The organism is Variovorax sp. VRV01 (genome assembly GCF_014852545.1).
GTDB lineage: Bacteria > Pseudomonadota > Gammaproteobacteria > Burkholderiales > Burkholderiaceae_C > Variovorax > Variovorax beijingensis_A.
On sequence record NZ_JACVBS010000001.1, the window covers coordinates 1 to 22,028 of the forward strand.

The 22,028-nt window shown below is 68.8% G+C and carries 21 protein-coding genes; 11 read left to right on the plus strand and 10 right to left on the minus strand.

The window, feature by feature from the left end; genetic code table 11:
* Positions 1 to 830 (minus strand): MFS transporter (locus tag IB278_RS00005; RefSeq protein ID WP_192322333.1); only part of this gene is annotated, 830 nt, incomplete at its 3' end.
* A 110-nt stretch (positions 831 to 940) separates the two neighbouring features.
* Here IB278_RS00005 and IB278_RS00010 point away from each other — a divergent pair.
* A complete protein-coding gene (locus IB278_RS00010; protein WP_145739895.1) occupies positions 941 to 1,882 on the plus strand; it encodes a LysR family transcriptional regulator in 942 nt (313 codons plus the stop codon).
* A 19-nt stretch (positions 1,883 to 1,901) separates the two neighbouring features.
* On the opposite strand, the gene IB278_RS00015 is transcribed toward IB278_RS00010, so the two are convergent.
* On the minus strand, positions 1,902 to 2,759 hold the full coding sequence (locus tag IB278_RS00015) for a hypothetical protein (RefSeq protein ID WP_145739896.1): 858 nt from the start codon (positions 2,757 to 2,759) through the stop codon (positions 1,902 to 1,904).
* A gap of 121 nt (positions 2,760 to 2,880) precedes the next feature.
* On the opposite strand from IB278_RS00015, the gene IB278_RS00020 reads away from it, so the two are divergent.
* On the plus strand, positions 2,881 to 3,600 hold the full coding sequence (locus IB278_RS00020; protein ID WP_145739898.1) for a carbonic anhydrase: 720 nt from the start codon (positions 2,881 to 2,883) through the stop codon (positions 3,598 to 3,600).
* On the opposite strand, the gene IB278_RS00025 is transcribed toward IB278_RS00020, so the two are convergent.
* On the minus strand, positions 3,587 to 4,297 hold the full coding sequence (locus IB278_RS00025) for a TetR family transcriptional regulator C-terminal domain-containing protein (RefSeq protein ID WP_186454105.1): 711 nt from the start codon (positions 4,295 to 4,297) through the stop codon (positions 3,587 to 3,589). The genes IB278_RS00020 and IB278_RS00025 overlap by 14 nt on opposite strands.
* Before the next feature lie 154 nt (positions 4,298 to 4,451).
* Between IB278_RS00025 and IB278_RS00030 the strand changes: the two genes are divergently transcribed.
* Entirely contained in the window at positions 4,452 to 5,522 is a 1,071-nt protein-coding gene (locus tag IB278_RS00030) for an asparaginase (RefSeq protein WP_145739900.1), read from the plus strand.
* 211 nt (positions 5,523 to 5,733) lie between these two features.
* Here IB278_RS00030 and IB278_RS00035 read toward each other — a convergent pair whose 3' ends face one another.
* The 3 genes from IB278_RS00035 to IB278_RS00045 are packed head-to-tail and all read right to left on the minus strand — an operon-like array spanning position 5,734 to position 8,352.
* The gene (locus IB278_RS00035) at positions 5,734 to 6,555 is read right to left on the minus strand and encodes a phosphatase PAP2 family protein (RefSeq protein WP_192322334.1); all 822 of its coding nucleotides are present in this window, start codon (positions 6,553 to 6,555) and stop codon (positions 5,734 to 5,736) included.
* 10 nt (positions 6,556 to 6,565) lie between these two features.
* Positions 6,566 to 7,390 carry a metallophosphoesterase family protein gene (locus IB278_RS00040; protein ID WP_145739904.1) on the minus strand — a complete coding sequence of 275 codons (825 nt, stop codon included), beginning with the start codon at positions 7,388 to 7,390 and terminating at the stop codon, positions 6,566 to 6,568.
* The gene (locus tag IB278_RS00045) at positions 7,387 to 8,352 is read right to left on the minus strand and encodes a diacylglycerol/lipid kinase family protein (RefSeq protein ID WP_145739905.1); all 966 of its coding nucleotides are present in this window, start codon (positions 8,350 to 8,352) and stop codon (positions 7,387 to 7,389) included. The genes IB278_RS00040 and IB278_RS00045 overlap by 4 nt, the downstream gene beginning before the upstream one ends.
* Positions 8,353 to 8,604: 252 nt before the next feature.
* On the opposite strand from IB278_RS00045, the gene glyQ reads away from it, so the two are divergent.
* The 5 genes from glyQ to IB278_RS00070 are packed head-to-tail and all read left to right on the plus strand — an operon-like array spanning position 8,605 to position 14,039.
* A complete protein-coding gene (gene glyQ, locus IB278_RS00050) occupies positions 8,605 to 9,510 on the plus strand; it encodes a glycine--tRNA ligase subunit alpha (RefSeq protein WP_021012613.1) in 906 nt (301 codons plus the stop codon).
* Between the two features lie 3 nt (positions 9,511 to 9,513).
* A complete protein-coding gene (gene glyS / locus IB278_RS00055) occupies positions 9,514 to 11,652 on the plus strand; it encodes a glycine--tRNA ligase subunit beta (RefSeq protein ID WP_145739907.1) in 2,139 nt (712 codons plus the stop codon).
* A 19-nt stretch (positions 11,653 to 11,671) separates the two neighbouring features.
* Complete coding sequence (gene gmhB / locus IB278_RS00060) at positions 11,672 to 12,265, plus strand: D-glycero-beta-D-manno-heptose 1,7-bisphosphate 7-phosphatase (RefSeq protein ID WP_192322335.1); 594 nt, start codon at positions 11,672 to 11,674, stop codon at positions 12,263 to 12,265.
* Positions 12,265 to 13,041: a lysophospholipid acyltransferase family protein gene (locus IB278_RS00065; RefSeq protein WP_145739911.1), complete on the plus strand. Its 777-nt coding sequence runs from the start codon at positions 12,265 to 12,267 to the stop codon at positions 13,039 to 13,041. Before gmhB ends, IB278_RS00065 begins: the two co-directional genes overlap by 1 nt.
* A 44-nt stretch (positions 13,042 to 13,085) precedes the next feature.
* On the plus strand, positions 13,086 to 14,039 hold the full coding sequence (locus IB278_RS00070) for a M48 family metallopeptidase (RefSeq protein ID WP_192322629.1): 954 nt from the start codon (positions 13,086 to 13,088) through the stop codon (positions 14,037 to 14,039).
* A gap of 607 nt (positions 14,040 to 14,646) precedes the next feature.
* Here IB278_RS00070 and IB278_RS00075 read toward each other — a convergent pair.
* The 4 genes from IB278_RS00075 to IB278_RS00090 form a co-directional block, all read right to left on the minus strand.
* Entirely contained in the window at positions 14,647 to 15,417 is a 771-nt protein-coding gene (locus tag IB278_RS00075; RefSeq protein ID WP_192322336.1) for an SDR family oxidoreductase, read from the minus strand.
* A 67-nt stretch (positions 15,418 to 15,484) separates the two neighbouring features.
* The gene (locus IB278_RS00080; protein WP_192322337.1) at positions 15,485 to 16,396 is read right to left on the minus strand and encodes a pseudouridine synthase; all 912 of its coding nucleotides are present in this window, start codon (positions 16,394 to 16,396) and stop codon (positions 15,485 to 15,487) included.
* Positions 16,393 to 17,703: a leucine-rich repeat-containing protein kinase family protein gene (locus IB278_RS00085; protein ID WP_192322338.1), complete on the minus strand. Its 1,311-nt coding sequence runs from the start codon at positions 17,701 to 17,703 to the stop codon at positions 16,393 to 16,395. The genes IB278_RS00080 and IB278_RS00085 overlap by 4 nt, the downstream gene beginning before the upstream one ends.
* A gap of 9 nt (positions 17,704 to 17,712) precedes the next feature.
* Positions 17,713 to 18,792: an MBL fold metallo-hydrolase gene (locus tag IB278_RS00090; RefSeq protein WP_192322339.1), complete on the minus strand. Its 1,080-nt coding sequence runs from the start codon at positions 18,790 to 18,792 to the stop codon at positions 17,713 to 17,715.
* 120 nt (positions 18,793 to 18,912) lie between these two features.
* On the opposite strand from IB278_RS00090, the gene IB278_RS00095 reads away from it, so the two are divergent.
* From IB278_RS00095 to aceK, 3 genes are read left to right on the plus strand one after another with little or no spacing between them, the layout of a single operon-like run.
* Complete coding sequence (locus IB278_RS00095) at positions 18,913 to 19,311, plus strand: MerR family transcriptional regulator (RefSeq protein ID WP_145739920.1); 399 nt, start codon at positions 18,913 to 18,915, stop codon at positions 19,309 to 19,311.
* Positions 19,312 to 19,349: 38 nt separating this feature from the next.
* Positions 19,350 to 20,129, plus strand: coding sequence for a carbonate dehydratase (gene can, locus IB278_RS00100; protein WP_145739922.1), 780 nt, complete (start codon positions 19,350 to 19,352; stop codon positions 20,127 to 20,129).
* A 31-nt stretch (positions 20,130 to 20,160) separates the two neighbouring features.
* Positions 20,161 to 21,981, plus strand: coding sequence for a bifunctional isocitrate dehydrogenase kinase/phosphatase (aceK, locus tag IB278_RS00105; RefSeq protein ID WP_192322340.1), 1,821 nt, complete (start codon positions 20,161 to 20,163; stop codon positions 21,979 to 21,981).
* The last annotated feature ends 47 nt before the right edge of the window (positions 21,982 to 22,028 follow it).

A 22,028-nucleotide genomic window follows, 5' to 3' on the forward strand; every position in this document is an offset into this window, starting at 1 on the left:
GGCGCCGCCAGCGCGCCGGCCGCGCCGGCCAGGCCGAAGGCGCCCGCGGCCGCGCTGCCCAGATGGAAAGGCGCGCCGTGCAGCATCACGGCCAGCGTCGACCAGAAGGCGCTGAATCCCACCGCCAGCAGCGCCTGGGCCAGCGCGGCGCGGCGCAGTGCGCCGTGGCGCGACCACAGCGTGCCCAGCGAGCCCAGCAGCGCGGCATAGGCCAGGTGCGTGGTCGGCCGGAAGCGCGGCAGCCCGCGCCAGGCGGCCGCGCCGATGAGCGCGATGCTGGCCGCGGCCGCGATGAACATCGCGCGCCAGCCGAAGTGCTCGGCCACGAAGCCGCTCACCACGCGCGACAGCAGGATGCCCAGCAGCAGCCCCGTCATCACCGTGCCGACCGTGTTGCCGCGCGTGGCCTCGGGCGCCAGTGTGGCGGCCGCGGGCACGATGTCCTGCGCCATCGTGGCCGCCAGGCCGATGGCCAGGCTGGCCGCGAGCAGCACGCCGATCGACGGCGCGGCGCCGGCCACCAGCAGCGCGGCGCACAGCGCGGCCGCCTTGGCCAGCACGATGCGGCGCCGGTCGAAGCGGTCGCCCAGCGGCGCCAGCAGCAGGATGCCGAGCGCGTAGCCCAGCTGCGTGAGCGTGGGAACGAGTCCCACCGAGCGGGGGGAGGCGCCGATGTCGGCGCCCAGCACGCCGAGCATCGGCTGGGCGTAGTAGAGCGAGGCCGCCGACAGGCCCGCGCCCATGGCCAGCAGCAGGACCAGCGAGGCCGGCAGGCCGCGTCCCTCGGGCGCAGCGCCCGTCGCTGCATGCGTGATCTGAATGGAAGACATGGTGTTAACCCTTGAATATCGAGCGAGGGTTGAAATGTGCATCTGAGAAGCTTGGCTTGGTAGCTCCGCGGATCGCACAATGTACATACGCTACACGCATAAAGAAGGCCATGCCGACTCCCTCCCCCGCCGCCGACCGCATCGAGCTGATGCAGACCTTCGTCCACATCGTCGAGGCCGGCAGCCTCTCGGCCGCCGCGCTCCAGATGGGTGCGACGCAGCCCACCGTGAGCCGCCGCCTTCAGGCACTGGAGCGCTCGCTGGGCGTGCGGCTGCTGCGCCGGTCCACGCACGCCATGAAGCTCACCGAGGACGGCGAGCGCTGCTACGAGCGCGCCCGGGAGCTGCTCGCCGACTGGCACGCCTTCGAGGCCGACCTGCGCGGCGTAGGCGACGAGCCCGAGGGCACGCTGCGCGTGGTGGTGCCGCATGCAATGGGCCAGCTGATGCTGGTCGGGCCGCTGGCCGACTACCTTCGCGCCTATCCGCGGGTGGCCGTCGAATGGCTGCTGAACGACCGCCGGCCCGACTTCATTGCCGAAGGCGTCGACTGCGCCATCCAGGTCGGCGAAGTGACCGACACCATGGCGGTGGCCATCAAGCTGTCCGAAGTGCCGCGCGTGGTGGTCGCCGCGCCCTCGGTGCTGGCCGGACGGGCGCCGCCCGCGCATGCGTCGGAGCTGGCCGAACTGCCGTGGCTCGCACTGCGCACCTTCTATCGCAACGAGGTGCTGCTCACGCACCGGCCGAGCGGCGAGATCGCGCGGGTGCCGATCCGCCCGCGCATGAGCACCGACAGCCTCTATGCGCTGCAAAGCGCGGCCCGCATGGGCCTGGGCGCCTGCGCGGGCTCGGCCTGGCTCCTGAACGAGGACATTGCCGCCGGCCGGCTGGTGCAGCTCGTGCCGCAATGGCATGTGGCGCCGCTGCCGGTGTACCTGATCTATCCGCCGTCGCGCTTCCAGCCTGCGCGGCTGCGCCGCTTCATCGAGAGCATGCGGCTCGCGCTGGCCGACCCGGCGGGCCGCGCCTGGGAAGCGGGCGCGGCCTGAAAAAGGGCCGGGTGCGGCCTCAGCCGGCCCGCCGCGCCGCATGCGCGGCATCGGCGAACCACGACAGGAAGTGCAGCAGCCAGCTCGTCGCTTCGTCCAGGAAGCGCGGCGTGAGCCGCACCTGCGCGCGCCCCGCGTCATGCGCCAGGTGGCCCGCCTCCGTCGCCTCCTTCAGCAGGCCGCGCACGTGCGAGTGCGACAAGCCCAGTCCCTCGGCGAGTTCGCGGGCGCGCAGCGGGAAGGCCGCCGGGGGCGAGCCTGCCACCGGGTTGGCCTTGAAATGGTCGCGCAGCAGCAGCATCGCGACCCGGCCGCCCCCGTCGCGCTCGTCGAACCAGCTCCAGCCGCCGAAGCGGCCGCGGTGCAGCGCCACCTGGTCCAGGATGGTGCCGGCGCGGCTCACGAAGGCCGAGAAAAAGGCGTCGTCGTCCATGAGCCTGCCGGCATGGCCGGCGCCCAGCAGGCCGAGCGCCTCGCAGCAGCGCAGGTGGTGCGCGATCCAGGCGCGCAGGCCGGCAACCAGCCGCTCCTGCGGCACCAGGTAGCGCACGCGGCGGTCGGCGGGATCGGCCTCGGCCGTCACCATGCCCGTGAGCCGCAGCACGGCGACAAAGCTGGCCAGCGTGCGCGTGCCGCGGCTCGCGTGGCGCTGCAGCAGCGCCAGCGTGGGGCGCTCGGCGCCTTCTTCCTTCCAGCGGTAGTGCTGCACCACGATGCGGCCCGCGGCGTGCGACTGCATGGCGCGGCCGAAGATCTTGTTGATGAGCCGTTCGCCCCAGTGCATGCGCACGATCGCATCGCAATAGAGCGCCACGGCGTTGGCGCGGGCCTCGTAGGAGATCGGAATCGCCAGCTCGGGCGGCGGCAGGAAATCCATGCAATGTTTGGACTTTGTTGTTCTCGATACAGAGCGTAACAATTCGTGCGCCTGTGCGAAAGCCCCGGCCTTCCTGCCGGGCGACCGGCGAGCTCAACACCCACCAAGAACGGAGTTCCCCATGTGTGATTGCCTACCTTCCGCCGCGGTGCCGGCAACCTCGCGCCGCCGGCTGCTGGGCGGCGCGGCCGCTTTCGCCGCCCTGGCGTCCGGCGCCGATGCATTCGCGGCCGACACGCCGCTGCCCGACAACCGCATCGGCGGCGATGCCGCGCTCCAGCGGTTGGTGCAGGGCAATCTGCGCTATGCGCAGGGCCGGCAGACGCAGCGCGATTTCAGTGTCGGCCGCGTGGCGCGCACCTCGGGCCAGAAGCCGTTCGCCGCGATCCTCGCCTGCGCGGATTCGCGCGTGGCGCCGGAACTGGCCTTCGACCAGGGCCCGGGCGATCTCTTCGTGGTGCGGCTGGCCGGCAACTTCGTCAACGACGATGCCATCGCCAGCATGGAATACGCGGCCAAGTTCCTCGACGTGCCGCTCATCATGGTGCTCGGCCACAGCAACTGCGGCGCCATCTCGGCCACCATCAAGGTGCTGCAGGAAAACGCCGTGCTGCCGGGGCACCTGCCCGGGCTGGTGGCGTCGATCCGGCCCGCCGTGGAGGCCGCGTCGCGCCGCGAGCCCGCCTCGCTGCTGCAAGCGGCCACCGAGCAGAACGTGCGCCAGAGCGTGGCGCGCCTGGCCACGTCGGCGCCCGTCCTCGGGGGCATGGCCTCCAGCGGCGCGGTCAAGATCGTCGGCGGAATCTACGACCTGGCGACCGGCCGGGTCAGCATGATCTGATGAAGGCCTGCGGCGAGGCCGGGCTGCCGATGCCGCAGCCGGCCAGCACGAAGGCCACGAGCTCGCGCGCAATCGGCTCGCGGTCGATCGGCGCATCGGGCGGCAGGCCGAGCATCACGCGCGTCTGGATCGCGTAGTCGGCGTAGCTCTGGGTCATGGCCCAGATGTGCATCAGCAGCAGGCGCGCATCGAGCGGGCGCATCTGCCCGCGCGCGATCCAGCCGTTGATGATGTCGACCTTTTTCTGCGTCCAGGCCTGCGCGTTGGGCCAGTAGCGGTCGAGGTTGCGGCCGCCGTCGAGCACTTCGCGCGTGAAGATGCGCGAGATCTCGGGATTGTCGAAGGCGTGGTCGAGCTTCTTGCGGATGTAGTCGCCCAGCACGGTGGCCGGGTCGCTGGCGTCCTCGAACGAGAACACCACCTTCCAGGCATGCAGCACCTGCATCAGCAGCTCCTCGTAGAGCTCTTCCTTGCCGGCGATGTAGTAGTGCAGCTGGGGCTTGGTGAGGCCGGCGCGCGCGGCGATGGCCTGGGTGGAGGTGCCCTTCAGGCCATGCAGGCTGAACTCGGCCACGGCCGCGGTGCGGATCGCCGCCATGATGCGCTCGCGCCCCGGCCGCGCGCGCGACAGCGGGCCGTCGGGGGCGGGCATTTCCTGGGCGGTGCTTGGGGACAGGGCGGCGGGATCGGCGTTCATGGGATGGCGGGTTTTGCGGCGGTGCGCCCGGCGATGGTAATCCTTGGCGCATGGCCGCATGCCATGCCGGCATGGAAGCGCAGGGCATGCGGGCACGGTTCATGTATCTTCTCGCCGCTTCCAGAAATTCGCGTTCCAACAAAGGAGTTCCTTCATGTACCTTTCCCCCCGTTTCCGCGCCTTCGCGGCCGGCGCCGCGCTGCTCGCAGCCAGCGCCCTGGCGCAAGCCCAGCAGGCGCTGCCCAATGTGGTGATCCTGGCCACCGGCGGCACCATTGCGGGTGCCGGTGCCTCGGCCGTCAACAGCGCCACCTACGCGGCGGCCAAGGTCGGCGTCGAAAAGCTGATCGCCGGCCTGCCCGAGCTCTCCAAGATCGCCAACGTGCGCGGCGAGCAGGTGTTCCAGGTCGCTTCCGAAAGCCTCACCAACGACAACCTGCTGACGCTCGCCAAGCGCGTCTCGGCGCTGTCGAAGCAGGCGGACGTCGACGGCATCGTCATCACCCACGGCACCGACACGCTGGAAGAAACCGCCTACTTCCTGACGCTCACCGTGCACACCAGCAAGCCGATCGTCGTGGTCGGCTCGATGCGCCCGGGCACGGCCCTGTCGGCCGACGGCGCGCTCAACCTGTACGACGCCGTGAGCGTGGCCGGCAGCAAGGACGCGGCGGGCAAGGGCGTGCTCGTGACGATGAACGACAACATCGACAGCGGCCGCGACGTGAGCAAGAACGTCAACATCAAGACCAGTGCCTTCTCGAGCCAGTGGGGCCCGCTCGGCATGGTGGTCGAGGGCAAGAACTACTGGTTCCGCGCGCCGGTCAAGCGCCACACCATGAACTCGGAGTTCGACATCGACAGCATCAATGCGCTGCCGCCGGTGGAGATTGCGATGGGCTACGAGGGCGTTTCGTCCATCGCCATCGACGCACTGGCCAAGAGCGGCGTGAAGGCGATCATCCATGGCGGCACGGGCAACGGCTCGGTGGCCAACCGGATCGTGCCCAACCTGCAGAAGGCGCGCACCGACGGCGCAATCATCATCCGCAGCTCGCGCGTGCCCGACGGCTTCGTGATCCGCAATGCCGAGCAGCCCGACGACAAGTACGACTGGGTGGTGGCGCACGACCTGCGTCCGCAGAAGGCGCGCATCCTGGCGATGGTGGCCTTGACCAAGACCTCCGACACCAAGGAACTCCAGCGCATCTTCTGGGAGTATTGACGCACCCCCGATGCGGCTCACTTCGTGTAGCCGCCTCCCCCTCGAGGGGGCAACACCGGCGGCCCGGCAAAGCCGGTTCCACGGTGTTCTTGACCCACCCCCGATGCGGCTCACTTCGTGTAGCCGCTTCCCCCTCGAGGGGGCAACACCGGCGGCCCGGCAAAGCCGGTTCCACGGTGTTCCTGGCGAAGACTTCCTCGATCGATGCTTCTCAGGGGCGGACGCGCCGGCGCTTTCGGTGCCGCGCGTATTCGAGGCTGCTCACGCACACGAGCAGCCAGGCGAGGCCGGTCAGCAGGCCGGCCGCCACGTCGCTGGCGAAATGCACCTGCAGGAAGATGCGGCTGCACGCGATGGTGACGATGGCCGCCGCGGCCGCCATCGCCGCCGGCACGTGCCAGCGCGCCGGCAGCAGGCGCAGGGCCAAATACAACAGCATGCCGTAGCTCACAATCGCGCCCGCGCTGTGGCCGCTCGGGAAGCTGTAGCTCGTCTCCAGCGCCAGGCCGTGGTCGTGCAGCGGCCGCGCACGCGCGAAGATGCGTTTGAGAGCCGGGTTCAGCAGCACGATGCCGCCGAGCGCCATGACCCAGCCCAGTGCCAGGCCATGGTGGGCCTTGCGCCACAGCAGCAGGGCCACCACCAGGCACACCGGCGCCAGCAGTTCGGCATCGCCCAGGTGCGTGAGCCAGCTGAAAGCCACCAGCGCCGCCCACGGCAGGTGCTCGCCGATGGCATCGGCCAGCGCCTGGTCGGCCAGGCCCAGCAGGCGCCCGTCGCCGAGCTTCGATGCGAGATATGCCACCAGGCTGGCCGCCCCGAGGATCGACAGGAAGCCGATGGCCAGCCCGGCGGCCAGCCGCGGTTCGTCGGGCTCTTCGCTCGACGACCTTCTGATGCGCCGCCGCTGCAGCACCCGGCAGGTCGTGCCGGCGCCGAGCACCGAGACGGCGAAGGCGCCTGCGAACCAGGCCAGTGAATGCTCGCCCAGCTGGCGGGCGAGAAGAACGAGATCGGGGGCTTCCATCGGCATGCGGCGCACCCTAAGCGGGCGCCCCGGCGCTGGCAAGGGGAAGCTGCAAAACCTTGGCGCACACGAAGGACTTGTCGGCGGCCGAATGGTCCCAGCGCTCGGCCTGGCACGCGCGGCCATCTTCCGGCGCGCCCAGGCGCAGCACGTTCACCGAGTTGGGGTGGCCCGCGCGCACGCGCGACGACACGGCCGTGCCGGCCTGCACCGCCCATGCGGTGCGCGGGCAGCCGGCGTACGCGCCGTGCAGCGAACGCACGAACGGCAGGTGGATGTGGCCGCCCAGGATCAGGTCGGCGCCGGCCGCGCACCAGCGCGCGACGGCGGCTTCGCGCCCGTGCAGCCGGTTCGGCATGTCTTCCTGCCGCGTCACCATCACCGGCTGGTGCGTGACCACCACGCGCAATTGCGAAGGCGAGGCGCCCGCCAGCCGCGCCGCCACCCGCTCGATCTGGGCCGGCGAGACTTCGCCGTCCGCATGCCGCCACCAGCGCGTGGTGTTGACCGCCACCACCAGCCAGTCGGCGGATTCGAACACCGGCTCCAGGTCGGTGCCGAAGGCTTGGGCGTAGCGCGCATAAGGCGAGAACAGGCGCGCCCCCAGCTGGAACAGCGGAATGTCGTGGTTGCCCGGAATGGCCAGCACGGCCGGCGCGGCCAGTCGGTCGACGAAGGCGCGCGCCGCCGCGAACTGCTTGCGCGTGGCGCGCTGCGTGATGTCGCCCGAGAGCACCACCACCTGCGGCGCCAGGGCCCGCGCGAGCCGCTCGAGCGCGGCCATCACCTCGGGCTGCTCGGTGCCGAAATGCGTGTCGGAGATCTGCAGCAGGCAGCTCATTGCTTCGCGGCCTCCAGCTCGGGCGCGACGTCGGGCCGCACCAGCCACAGCGGCTCGGGCGAAACCCGGAACAGCAGCGGCATCTCGGCCCAGGCGATCTCGCCGTCGATGGCCACCTTCACGCGGCGCGGCGGATGCAGGCGGCCGGCCTTCACCGTCATCGACTCGAAGGGGAAGCTCAGCACCTCGTCGGCGCTGCCCAGCCGGCCGAGCGCGCCGCGCACCAGCAGGCCGGGCATGGCCAGCACGCCCACCGGTTTCAGCGCCACGGCGGCCAGCTGGCCGTTCTCGGGTGCATCGGCGTGCTCGATGCCCACCTGCAGCAGCTGCAGTGGGTTGTTGCCCACGAAAAGGGTCGTCGTGCGGATGTCGCGCTCCACCCCGTGCGAGGCGATGCGCAGGTTCCAGTGCCGGTGGCCGCGCATCACGGTGAGCAGGCCGGCGAAGAACGCGACCCAACGGCTGCGGCCATAGCGCACCTTGTAGCTCTCGCGTTCTTCCAGCAGTTCGGCATACAGGCCCATGCTGGCATTCACCAGGAAGATGCGGTCATTGACCAGCCCCACCTGCACCGGCCGCGGCTGCTCGGCCAAAAGCACCTGCAGCGCCTGCGCCGTATCGCGCGGAATGCCGTGGGCGCGGCTGAAATAGTTGAAGGTGCCCTGCGGCAGCACGCCGAAGGCCAGCCCGCTGCCGAGCGTGGCCCGCGCCACCGTGTTGATGGTGCCGTCGCCGCCCGCGGCCACCACCACGCCGTCCACGGCGCGGGCGCGCTCCACCGCCTCGCGCGCCAGCGCCTGCACCGTCGTGCGTTCGTCGACCAGGAAGATGCGCAGCCTGCGGCCCGCCGCGGCGCAGCCCTGCTCGATGATTTCGCGGGTTTCGGCGGCGTCCGCGCTGCCGGAGCCGGCGTTGAGAACGACGAACAAGGGGGAGCTCGGACCGAGGGGAGACGGCTGCATGTCGATGGAAACCGGAAAAAAGGAGGGGAAGAGCCCGGCGGGCTGCGAAAGTTCGGGCGCGGGAGGGTGGGAACGGCTGGGTAAAGCGCGGTGCGCGCCCCCGCCCTGCGGTTGTCGCACGGCCGGCCGGCCCGCGCAGGCGGCCGGCATCCCGGCTTGCTGTGGGAGAGCGGCCCTCCGCCCGTAAAATCGTCTGCTTTCGCGGTGCTTCATCGCGCTACCGTCCAACGCCCGGTCACGCCGGCCTGCTTCATGTTGACCTTCCAGCAAATCATTCTCAAACTGCAGTCGTACTGGGCCGACAAGGGCTGTGCGCTGCTGCAACCCTACGACATGGAAGTGGGGGCGGGCACTTCGCACACCGCCACCTTCCTGCGCGCGCTCGGTCCCGAGCCCTGGAAGGCCGCTTACGTGCAGCCCAGCCGCCGTCCCAAGGACGGCCGCTACGGCGAGAACCCCAACCGCCTGCAGCACTACTACCAGTACCAGGTGGTGCTCAAGCCGGCGCCCAGCAACATCCTGGAGCTCTACCTCGGCAGCCTCGAAGCGCTGGGCTTCGACCTCAAGAAGAACGACATCCGCTTCGTGGAAGACGACTGGGAGAACCCGACGCTCGGCGCCTGGGGACTGGGCTGGGAAGTCTGGCTCAACGGCATGGAGGTGACGCAGTTCACTTACTTCCAGCAGGTCGGCGGCATCGACTGCAAGCCGATCACCGGCGAGATCACCTACGGCCTGGAGCGGTTGGCCATGTACCTGCAGGGCGTGGACAACGTCTACAACCTGACCTGGACCGAGGGCCTGAGCTACGGCGACGTCTACAAGCAGAACGAGGTCGAGCAGTCGACCTACAACTTCGAGCACAGCGACGCCGAGTTCCTGTTCACCGCCTTCGCGGCGCACGAGAAGCAGGCCAGGCACCTCATGACCGAGCAGCTCGCGCTGCCGGCCTACGAGCAGGTGCTCAAGGCCGCGCACAGCTTCAACCTGCTCGACGCGCGCGGCGCCATCAGCGTGACCGAGCGCGCGGCCTACATCGGCCGCATCCGCAACCTCGCGCGCAGCGTGGCGCAGAGTTATTACGAGAGCCGCGAGCGGCTCGGTTTTCCGATGGCGCCTCGCGAGTGGGTTGCACAAATCACGAAGAAGGCGGCCTGAGCGATGACGAGCGTGCAAAAGAACCTGTTGGTCGAACTCTTCGTCGAAGAGCTGCCGCCCAAGGCGCTGAAGAAACTCGGCGACGCCTTCGCCGGCGTGCTGCGCGACCAGCTCGTGGCCCAGGGGCTTGCCGAGCCCGCCTCGGTGCTCACAGCCTATGCGTCGCCGCGCCGCCTGGCTGCGCACCTCACGCACGTGGCCGAGCGCGCCGCCGACAAGGCCGTGTCGCAAAAGCTCATGCCCGTGGCCGTGGGGCTCGACGCCTCGGGCCAGCCCACGCCCGCGCTGCTCAAGCGCCTGGCCGCGCTGGGCGCAGACGCCTCGGCCGTGCCCGGCCTCAAGCGCGCGATGGACGGCAAGGCCGAAGCGCTGTTCTACGAAAGCACCGCCAAGGGCGCAACGCTGGCCGAAGGCCTGCAGAAGGCGTTGGCCGAAGCCATTGCCAAGCTGCCGATTCCCAAGGTGATGAGCTACCAGCTCGAAAGCGGCTGCGAGCTGCCCGGCTGGAGCAGCGTGAGCTTCGTGCGCCCCGCGCATGGCCTGGTGGCGCTGCATGGCGACGCCGTGGTGCCGGTCGAGGCGCTCGGCCTGAAGGCCGGCCGCGAAACCCACGGCCACCGCTTCGAGGCGGCCGTCGATCCGGTCGTGCTGCGCGACGCCAACAGCTATGCGCTGCAGATGCAGGACGAGGGCGCGGTCATCGCGAGCTTCGAAGCGCGCCGCACCGAGATCGCGCGCCAGCTCGCGGCCGCGGCCGTGCAAGTCGGCGGCGCCGTGGTGCCGATCCACGACGACGCGCTGCTCGACGAAGTGACCGCGCTGGTCGAGCGGCCCAACGTGCTGGTCTGCAGCTTCGAGCGCGAATTCCTCGAAGTGCCGCAGGAGTGCCTGATCCTCACGATGAAGGCCAACCAGAAGTACTTTCCGCTGCTCGACGCCTCGAACCGGCTCACCAACAAGTTCCTGGTGGTCAGCAACATCAGCCCGGAAGACGCGAGCGCGGTGGTCGGCGGCAACGAGCGCGTGGTGCGCCCGCGCCTGGCCGACGCCAAGTTCTTCTTCGACCAGGACCGCAAGAAGTCGCTGGCCTCGCGCGTCGAGTCGCTGGGCAAGGTGGTCTACCACAACAAGCTCGGCACCCAGGGCGAGCGCGTCGAGCGCGTGATGCGCATTGCGCGCGGCATCGCCGAAAAGCTCGGCGGCGCCGCGCTCGTCGCGCATGCCGTGCAGGCCGCGCAACTGGCCAAGGCCGACCTCGTGACCGACATGGTCGGCGAGTTCCCGGAGCTGCAGGGCACCATGGGCCGCTACTACGCGCTGCACGACGGCCTCTCTGCCGAAGTGGCCGACGCGATCGAAGACCACTACAAGCCGCGCTTTGCCGGCGACGAGCTGCCGCGCAACAGCGTGGGGCAGGTGGTCGCGCTGGCCGACAAGCTCGAGACGCTGGTCGGCATGTTCGGCATCGGCAACCTGCCCACCGGCGACCGCGACCCCTTCGCGCTGCGCCGCCATGCGCTTGGCGTGATCCGCATGCTGATCGAAAAAGACCTGCCGCTGAAGCTCGACGCGCTGCTGCAGGACGCCGCCGCGCAGTTCAAGGACATCGAGGGCTTCGACACCGGCAAGGCCACGGCCGAGCTGCAGGACTTCATCCTCGACCGCCTGGCCGGCAGCCTGCGCGAGCAGGGCGCCAGCGCCCAGGAAGTCGACGCCGTGCTGGCGCCGCGGCCACAGCGCCTGGGCGAAGTGCCCAAGCTGCTGGCGGCGGTGCGCGCCTTTGCCGCGCTGCCCGCCGCCGCCGCGCTGGCCGCCGCCAACAAGCGCATCGGCAACATCCTCAAGAAGGCGCCCGAAGCCGACGCGCACGTCAGCGAGCTGTTGCTGAAGGAGCCTGCCGAGAAGGCGCTGCATGCCGCCATGGCCGAGGTCGTGCCAGCCGCCAATGCCCAGTTCGACGCCGGCGACTACACCGCTTCGCTGCAGACCCTGGCCGCGCTGCGCGAACCGGTCGATGCCTTCTTCGACGGCGTGATGGTCAATGCCGAACAGGCCGACCTGCGCCTCAACCGGCTCGGACTGCTGATGTCGCTGCACGCCGCGATGAACCGCGTGGCGCAGCTCGAGCGGCTGGCTGCCTGATCCCCCCGGCGACCTCACCATGGGCGGCACTTCCATGAAACTCGTCATCCTCGACCGCAACGGCACGATCAACGTGCACCGCGAAGACTTCGTCAAGAGCGACATCGAGTGGACGCCGCTGCCCGGTGCGCTCGAGGCCGTGGCCCGGCTCAACCATGCGGGCTGGCATGTGGTGATCGCGTCCAACCAGTCGGGCCTGGGCCGGGGCCTGTTCGACATGGCCTCGCTCAACGCCATGCACGCCAAGATGCACAAGATGCTTGCGGCCGTGGGCGGGCGGGTCGATGCGGTCTTCTATTGCCCGCACAGCCCCGACGAGGGTTGCGATTGCCGCAAGCCCGCGCCGGGCCTGTTCCGCCAGATTGCCGACCGCTACGGCATCGACCTGAAGGACGTGCCCACCGCGGGCGACAGCCTGCGCGACCTGCAGGCCGGCGCGGCCGCCGGCTGCGAGCCGCACCTGCTGCTCACCGGCATGGGCGCGGCCTGCCGCGGCGTCGATCCGCTGCCCCCCGAATATCCGGCGAACACCGTGGTTCACGAGAACCTCGCCGCCTTTGTCGACTTCCTGCTTGCGCGCGAAGCGCAGGCCGCACTGCAGGTGGCTGTCTGATGGCATTGATCCGTTCCGTTGTCCATGCCCTGTGGATGCTCGTCACCGTGGTGCCCTGGGGCATCATCATGTGCGTCAGTTCGCTCTGGAAGCGCGGCATCCCGCTCTACTGGATGGCCGTGCAGTGGCTCAACTGGGCCATCGGCGGCGCGCGCGTGCTGCTGGGCATCCAGACGCGCGTGACCGGCATGGAAAACCTGCCCGCCGACAAGCTGGCCGGCGCGGTCCTGCTGGTGAAGCACCAGTCGACCTTCGAGACCTTCCTGATGCCCACGCTGATGCCGCATCCGCTGGCCTTCGTGTTCAAGAAGGAATTGATCTACGTGCCCTTTTTCGGCTGGGCGATGGCGCGGCTCGACATGATCCACATCGACCGCAGCCAGCGCGCGCAAGCCTTCAACAAGGTCGTGAACCAGGGCCGCAAGCTGCTCGCGCAGGGCATCTGGATCATCATGTTTCCCGAAGGCACCCGCATTCCGCGCGGCCAGAAGGGCACCTACAAGAGCGGCGGCACGCGGCTCGCATGCGAGACCGGCGTGCCGGTGATTCCCATTGCCGTCACCTCGGCCAAGGTCTGGCCGCGCAAGGCGTTCATCAAGCGCCCCGGTGTGGTCGACGTGTCGATCGGCCCGGCCATTTCCAGCGTGGGCCGCAAGCCCGACGAGCTGATGCGCGAGGTCGAGGCCTGGATCGAATCCGAGATGCGCCGGCTCGACCCCGAGGCCTACCGCGACAGCCTGCCGCTGCCGCAGGCGCCGCAAGAGGCGTTGAAGTAGAAAAAAAGAAAGAGCCCGAGATGCGGGGACTGCTTCAGTTCACGATGGACCTGTTCGAAGGGCTGGGCAACGAGTTTGCGCCGGCCAAGCCGAGCGAGCCGCGCGGCAAGAAGGTCAGGAAAAAAGCGGCGCCGCCGGCCGTGCCTCAACTCCCGGTGGCCGATGCGCGGCAAGGCTGGGCCGGGGATGCCGGTCCCGCGCAGCCCGCCGTTCCGCTGCGCGACACGCTTGCGCTCGCGAGCTTCGTGCACCCGCAGGCCACGCGCGAAGCGGTGCTGGGATCGGCGCGCGTGGCCTACGAGTTCAAGCGCGGCAAGCGCAAGACCATCGGCTTCGTGGTGGGCGCCGAAGGCCTGTCGGTGCGCGCGCCGCGCTGGGTCACGCTGCGCGACGTCGACGCCGCCATCCAGGAGAAGGCCGGCTGGATCCTGCGCAAGCTGCTGGAGACGCAGCAGCGCCACGCACGCGTCGAGGCCACGCGCATCGACTGGAAGGATGGCGCGGAGTTTCCGTTCATGGGCGAGACGGTCGTGATCCGCCTCGATCCGAAGCACGGCTTTGCAAGCGTGGGCGGCACGCTCGATGCGAGCGATGACGGCGCCGGGCCGCGCACTTTGCGCCTGGCCGTGGCGCAGAACGCCGAGGCCTCGCAGATCCGCGATGCCGCCCAGGCCTGGCTCATGCGGCAGGCGCGCCGGCTCTTCATCGAACGGCTCGACCACTTCGCGCCTCGGCTCGGGGTGCGGTGGCAGAAGCTGTCGCTCTCGAATGCCGCAACGCGCTGGGGGAGCGCGAGCGCGGATGGGTCGATCCGGCTGAACTGGCGCTTGATCCACTTTCGCCTGCCGGTGATCGACTATGTGGTGGCGCACGAACTGGCGCATCTGCGGGTGATGGATCATTCGCAGCGGTTCTGGGATACGGTGGAGAGCGTGGTGCCGGACTATGACTTGCTCAGGCAGCAGCTTAAGGATGAGGCTGTGCCTCGGTGGTCTTGATTGCTTGCTTTCTTTTGTGTTTCGGGGCCGGGTCTCGCCCCGGCGGGCGACTCACTTTCTTTTGCTTCGCCAAAAGAAAGTAAGCAAAGAAAAGGCGACCCCACTGTCTGCGACCCTTCGCTTCGCTACGGGCAACCTGCGGTGCTCGCGTTTCGCGGGGTCTCGCCCAAACTCGCTTCGCTCAAACAAGGGCGAGCCCTGATCCGCGAAACGCTGCGCTCCTCGGCGCAGCCAGAGGGGAGGGCAAACCGACGGGCCTTTGCTTCGCTCGGCCACCAAGCCACCGCGGCGCGCAGCGCCTGCGGTGGTTGGTATTGGCTGTTGGGATCGGACTCGGCCGAGCGAAGCGATGGCCTGTCTTCTCCCCACCCCTTCTGGCTGCGCCGAGGAGCGCAGATGGAGGCGGGATCGGGGCCGCAGCTGTTTGAGCGAAGCGAGTTCTGCGGACCCCCGCCGTAATCGAGCACCGCAGGTTGCCCGCAGCGAAGCGAAGGGACGCAGACAGTAGGGTCGCCTTTTCTTTGGCTACTTTCTTTTGGCGAAGCAAAAGAAAGTAGCTCGCCCGCCGGGGCGAGACCCGGCCCCCGACCTCAAAAAACCCAAAAACTCACCGCGCGTGCGTAACCCCCCCATCCACCACCAACGTAGACCCCATCACATAGTCCCCCGCCCGGGAGGCGAGATAAATGGCCGCCCCCGCCATGTCCTCCGGCACCCCGATGCGCCCCGCGGGAATCCGCTCCTTCACCTCGTCGCCATGGTCGCGCGCCAGCTTGTTCATGTCCGAGGCAAACGCCCCGGGTGCAATCGCGCTCACCACGATCCGCTCCTGCGCGAGCCGCAGCGCCATGCGCCGCGTGAGCTGGATCAGGCCGGCCTTGCTCGCCGCGTAGGAGTACGTCTCCTGCGGATTCACCGAGATGCCGTCGATCGAAGCAATGTTGATCACCTTCGCGAGGTGGTCGGTCGCCGCCTTCTTGAGCATCGGCGTCAGTGCCTTCGTCAAGAAGAACGGCGTCTTCAGGTTCAGGTCCACCACCTTGTCCCAGCCGCTCTCGGGAAACTCGTCGTACGGTGCGCCCCAGGCTGCGCCGGCGTTGTTGACCAGGATGTCGAGCGCGTCTTCATGCTTTGCATAGGCATCGACCAGCGCCTGCGCGCCTTCCAGCGTGGACACGTCGGCCGGCAGCGACACGCAATGGCCGAAGGCCGAAAGCTCCTTGGCGGTCTGGTCGCAGGCCGCGGCCTTGCGCGCCGAGATGTACACGCGCGCGCCCTGGGCCAGGAAGCCCTCGGCAATCATGCGGCCGATGCCGCGCGAGCCGCCGGTGATCAAGGCGCTGCGGCCCTTCAGCGAGAAGAGTTGGGTGGTGTCCATGGTGCAGGTGTCTCCTGAATGAAAGTTCTCAGGAAACGAGCTTAGTGCGCGGCGTGCCCGCGGGGCGTCACCTTGGCGGCAGTGCCAGGCTGCGCGGGCTCGTGAAGCTGCGCAGTTCGCCGCTCACCGGGTCCTGGAAGGCCACCGACTTGGCCAGCAGCTGCAAAGGCTTGTCGAAATCGTCGCTGTCGGGCGGCAGCAGCGTGGGGTAGAACGGATCGTTGACGATCGGCATGCCCAGTGCCATGCAGTGCACCCGCAGCTGGTGCTTGCGGCCGGTCACCGGCGAGAGCCTGAGCAAGGCGTGGCCGCCCGCCGTCTGTTCCACGGCGATGCGCGTTTCGGAATTGGGTTCGCCGGCCTCTTCCTTCACGCGCATGAAGTGGTCGTCGTCCACCAGCCGGCTGCGGTAGGTGCCGGGCACCGACGAAATGCCCGGCTGCCACGGCACCACGGCCTCGTAGTGCTTGTCGATGCGGCGCTCGGGGAACATGGCCTGGTAGGCGCCGCGCGTTTCGGGGCGTACCGAGAACAGCACCAGCCCCGCCGTGCTGCGGTCGATGCGGTGCAGCGGCACCAGGTCGTCGAGCTTCAGCTTGCGCTTGAGCCGCACCAGCAGGCTCTCCTGCAGGTACTTGCCGGTGGGGGTCACGGGCAGGAACGGGGGCTTGTCCGCCACCACGAGCTGGTCGTCCTGGAACAGCACCTGCTCGTCGAAGGGAATGCGCACCTCGGCATCGAGCGTGCGGTAGTAGTACACGCGCAGGGGTGCCTGGTAGCGGCGCTGCGCGGTGACGGGCACGCCGTGCTCGTCGACCACGTCGCGGGCCTCCATGCGGGCCATCCAGGCTTCGCGCGTGATCGCGGGGAAGCGTTCGATCAGGAACTCGGCGATGGTGGGCCATGCGCCTTGCGGAAGGCCGACGCAACTCGGGCCGACGCCGTCGCGCGTGGGCAGGGGCAGGCGCTGGCCCGTCATGGCGAGAGCTCGCGCTCGAGCAGCGCCGCGGCCTCGGCGAACGAGGGCCGCACGTACACATCGGCCTGCATGCAGCGGTCCTTCAGCGCAACCATCGCCTGCGGCGGTGCATCGCTGCAGCGCTCGAGCAATTCTTCCAGCAGGCAGCCGAAGGCGCGCATCTCCAGCCGCTGCAGCGCCCGGGCCTGCGCCGCGTCGAGCGCGCCCGTCATCCAGGCCGCGCCGAAGTCGCCGAGCAGTCCGCCGCCCTGCGCATTCCAGAGGATGTTGTGCGCATAGAGGTCGCCGTGCAGGATGCCGCGCGCATGCAGGTGCTGCATGGCGGACGCGATGTCGCGGGCGATGCGCAACGCCACGCCGGAGGTCCACTGCGCATCGTCCGCATAGACGTCGCGCGTGCAGGATGCGAGGCTTGGCGGGCCGGCGAGCGTGCGGAAGGACGGATCCACCAGCGCCATGACCAGGCCCTGGGTGCCGTCCGGATGTCCGTCGATCCGGCCTTGCGCAGCGATCAGCGTCGGATGCGCGCCGGCCGCGATGCTGGCGGCCATCTCGCTGTGCGGCCAGCCGTCGCTGGTGACCGCGCCCTTGAACAGCTTGATGGCCACCGGCTGCGACGCGGGGCCCAGCACCGCCTCGTGGATGACCCCCGATGCGCCTTCGCCGAGCTTCTGTCCCAGCGCCAGGCCGCGCCAGTCGACGTGCGGCACCGACCGCGCGGCGATGGCCGCTTCCTCGGCCTGCATGTCGAACGGGTTGCCGGCGCCCGCGAGCCACGACAGGCGCGGCAGCGCAAGCAGCCATGGGGGCAGCGCCTCGAAGCGGTTGGCCGAAATGCGCAGCAGTTCGAGCCGGCCGCAGGCCGCCAGCGATTCCGGCAGCGCCCGCAGCCGGTTGCCGGCCAGCATGAGCTTCTGCATGGCGGTGCAACGGCCCAGCGCCTCGGGCATCGTCTCGATCTGGTTGTCGGTCAGGATCAGCCAGCGCAGCGCCGGCAGCTGCAACGCGGCGGCAGGCACGGTGCGGATGCGGTTGGCCTTGAACCCGACCATCTCCAGCGCCCGGCACTGGCCGATGGATTCGGGCAGCTGCGTGAAGCGGTTGTCGGAGCAGAACAGCACGCGCAGGCGATGCAGCCGGCCGAGGTCTGCGGGCAGCGCGTCGAGCGCATTGCCGGAGAGGTTCAGGGTCTCGAGCGAATCGGCCAAGTCGAATATTTCGCGCGGGAACTCGGTGAGTCCGCACGAGAGGTCGAGCCTGGTGGCGCCTGCCAGCCGGCCCGCGCGCAGCTCAGCCAGCGTGTCCATCCGCCGAGTCTAAAGTGCCCGGGCCGTGGCGCTGCGGGGTCCGAAGCGGTAGACGCCGTCCTCGCCCAGCTCGCGCCGGACCTGGCCCTCGAACCACAGCAGGTGCAGGTGGGCCACGGTCTCGCCCATCGCGAAGGTCATCTGGTGCAGGTCGAGTTCGCGCTTGAACAGGATCGGCAGGCCCTCGGCCGCGGTCAGCGGGCGCGCGGTGCAGGCTTCGAGCAGTTCGGCCAGGCGGTCGCGGTGGTGCGCCTGCAGCTGGTCGACGCGGCGGTGAATGCCCGTGAACGGCTTGCCGTGCGAGGGCAGGCCCAGCGTGTCGGCCGGCAGCGCCTTGAACTTGTCGATGCTGTCCAGGAAGAGCCGCAGCGAATTGGCTTCGGGCTCGCCCGCATGCACGCTCACGTTGGTCGAGATGCGCGGCAGCATCATGTCGCCGCCCAGCAGCAGCTTCAGTTCGTCGCAGTACAGCGCGATGTGCTCGGGCGCATGGCCGTAGCCGCTGATGCAGCGCCAGGCATGGCCGTTGATGGCCACGGTGTCGCCATCCATCATGCGCGTGAAGCGGTCGGGCACGGAGGGCACCATGTTGGCGTAGTAGTTGGTGCGCGCGCGGATCTTGGCGATCGCCCCGGGGTCGGTCAGGCCGTGCGAGGCAAAGAAGCGCGCCGCCGCGTCGCCGCCCGCCAGCGTGTCGCCGGCGGTGCTCAGCACGCGCGCCACGTGGTAGTCGGTCGAGCTGATCCACAGCGGCGCGTTCCAGCGCGTGCACAGCCACTCAGCCAGGCCGATGTGGTCGGGGTGCATGTGGGTGACGATCACGCGCAGGATCGGCAGGCCCTGCAGCTGCGTTTCGAACACCTGCTCCCACTGCGCGCGGGCTTCGTCGTGCGCGATGCAGCAGTCGACCACGGTCCAGCCCTCGACGCCGTCGAGGCTGTCGCGCAGCAGCCAGAGGTTGATGTGGTCGAGCGCGAACGGCAGCCGCATGCGGATCCATCGCACGCCGGGCGCGACTTCCAGTGCTTCGCCGGGAGCGGGCAGGGTGTCGCCCAGGGGGTAGTGGAGTTCGCGTTCGAGGAGGTTCATGTAAGATTGACGTTTACGTAAACGTCATGGGTTGAGGGCATCATTGTAGGCAGAGCGGGGCCATCCTGCTGTCGCCACCGCAACGCCCCTCCAGACGGCTTTTCGACAGATCCCAGTCCAATGTCCGCGCAAACCTTCACCATCAGCCAGCTCGCGAAGGAATTCGACCTCACGACGCGCGCCATCCGCTTCTATGAAGACATGGGGCTGCTGACGCCCGAGCGCGCCGGCCTGCAGCGCGTCTACAGCGCGCGCGACCGGGCCCGGCTCACGCTCACGCTGCGTGCCAAGCGCCTGGGCCTGAGCCTGACCGAGGCCAAGGACATTCTCGACATGTACGACAGCCCGCGCGACACCGTGCCGCAGCTGCAGAAGTTCCTTGGCGTGCTGGGCGCGCACCGCGCGCAGCTCGAATCGCAGCTGGCCGAGCTGCAGGCCAACCTGGCGGAAGTGCGCGAGCACGAGAAAAAGGGCCGCGCGGCCCTGGCCAGGGCGCAGAAAGCGGCCAGGACGGCCTGAGATCCCGACCGAACCACGACTCATCGACAATCACACCCATGTCCGACAATCTTGATGACCTGTTTGCCCACAACCGTGCCTGGTCCGCACAGATGGAACGCGACCGGCCCGGCTTCTTCACCAGCCTGGTGAAGCAGCAGACGCCGCGCTACATGTGGATCGGCTGCTCCGACAGCCGCGTGCCCGCCAACCAGATCACCGGCCTGGAGCCGGGCGAGGTGTTCGTGCACCGCAACGTCGCGAACATCGTGGTGCACTCCGACCTCAACGCGCTCTCGGCGATCCAGTTCGCGGTCGAGCACCTGAAGGTCGAGCACATCATGGTGGTGGGCCACTACGGCTGCGCCGGCGTGAAGGCGGCGCTCAGCGGCGCGCGCATCGGCCTGGCCGACAACTGGATCCGCCACATCCAGGACGTGCGCGACCGCCACAGCGTGATGCTCGAGAGCCTGCCCGAAGAAGTGCGCGTCGATGCGCTGTGCGAGCTCAACGTGGCCGAGCAGGTGGTCAACGTGGCCGTCAGCACCGTGATGGTCGATGCCTGGGGCCGCGGCCAGAAGGTGCAGATCCACGGCTGGACCTTCGGCGTGCACGACGGCCTGCTGCAGGACCTGGGCCTGAACGTCGACGGCGCGAAGCCGCTCGATGCGGTCTACAAGGCCGCGGTGCAGCGCATCCGCTACAAATGGAGCAAGCCGGGCGAGGTGATCCAGTCGCTGACGCTGCAGGGCGCGCAGGTGAACCAGTCGGTGCAGGAGGCGCAGGCCATGTCCCCGCAGCCCGAGGCCGACGGCGCGGCCGACCCTGCCGCGGCCTGACCGGCCGTTCAGCATCCGCACTCGCACTGCCATGTTCCCGCAGCGTCTCGATTCACCGCTGGCCTACGACATCGCCAAGGCGATGATCGACGGGTTCAATCGCCACTACACCCTGTTCCGTGCCGAGTCGGCGCGCGCCAAGCACCGCTTCGAAACGGCCGACTGGCACGGCCAGCAGCGCGCGCAGCGCGAGCGCATCGAGTTCTACGACTTGCGCGTGAACGAGGCCGTGGCCCGGCTCGAGAAGGAATTCAAGGCCGGCGACCAGCCGATGGAGGTGTGGCACCAGGTCAAGCTGCACTTCATCGGCCTGCTGGTGGACCACCACCAGCCCGAGCTGGCCGAGAGCTTCTTCAATTCGGTGACCACGAAGATCCTGCACCGGGCCTATTTCCAGAACGACTTCATCTTCGTTCGCCCGGCCATCAGCACCGAATACATCGAGCCGCGCGGTGCGCCCACGTACCGGCCCTACTACCCTTCGCATGCCACGCTGGCCGACACCATCGAGCAGATGCTGGACGACTACGGCCTGCAGGGCAGCTTTGCCAACAAGCGGCGCGACGCCGAGCGCGTGGCGCACGCCATCATGGGGCGCTTCCACCAGGTGAAGCTGCGCGCCAACTTCCAGCTGCAGGTGCTCTCGGGGCTGTTCTACCGCAACAAGGGCGCCTATGTGGTGGGCAAGATCATGAACGGCTTCGTCGAGCTCCCGTTCTCGCTGCCGATCCTGCACGACAGCCAGGGCAAGTTCTACGTGGACGCGGCGCTCTTCGGCGAGGACGACCTGCAGATGCTCTTCAGCTTTGCGCGCGCCTACTTCATGGTCGACATGGAGGTGCCCTCGGCCTGCGTGCAGTTCCTGCGCTCGCTCATGCCGCGCAAGCCGCGCGCCGAAATCTACAACGCGCTGGGCCTCGCCAAGCAGGGCAAGACGCTGTTCTACCGCGACTTCCTCTCGCACCTGAACTACTCGAGCGACCGCTTCCGCATTGCGCCCGGCATCAAGGGCATGGTCATGCTGGTGTTCGACCTGCCGTCGTTCCCGTTCGTGTTCAAGGTCATCAAGGACTTCTATCCGCCGCAGAAGGACACCACGCGCGAGCAGATCAAGGGCAAGTACATGCTCGTGAAGCAGCACGACCGCGTGGGCCGCATGGCCGACACGCTGGAGTACAGCGACGTGGGTTTTCCGCTCGACCGGTTCGAGCCCGAGCTGATCGAGGAAATCCGCAAGTTCGCCCCCAGCCAGCTCGAGATCGGCGACCGCGACGGCAACGGGGAGATGGAGCTCGTGCTCAAGCACGTCTACATCGAGCGCCGCATGATCCCGCTCAACATCTTCCTGCAGGAGGCCTTCGACACGCTGGCCAATCCGGAGAGCCCGGCGCATGCCAGGCGCGCGAAAGAGCAGCTCGAGCACGCGGTGGTCGAGTACGGCAACGCCATCAAGGACATGGTGGCGGCCAACATCTTTCCGGGCGACATGCTGTGGAAGAACTTCGGCGTCACGCGCGGCGGCAAGGTGGTCTTCTACGACTACGACGAGATCGAATACATCACCGACTGCCAGTTCCGCAAGGTGCCCGCGCCGCGCAACGAGGAAGACGAGATGAGCGGCGAAGTCTGGTATTCGGTGGGCCCGAAGGACGTGTTCCCCGAGACCTTCGGGCCTTTCCTGCTCGGCAACGACGCGGTGCGCGAAGCCTTCATGGCGCACCATGCCGACCTGCTCGACGCCGCCTTCTGGCAGCACCACAAGGAACGCATCCGGGCCGGCCAGATGCTGGATGTGTTCCCGTACGAAGAGTCGCAGCGCTTTCCGCACGAAGGCCATGCGACCCATTTCTGATTGAGCCCGCGGTCCGCGGCGACCGCTTTTTCTTCCAACTTTCCGAA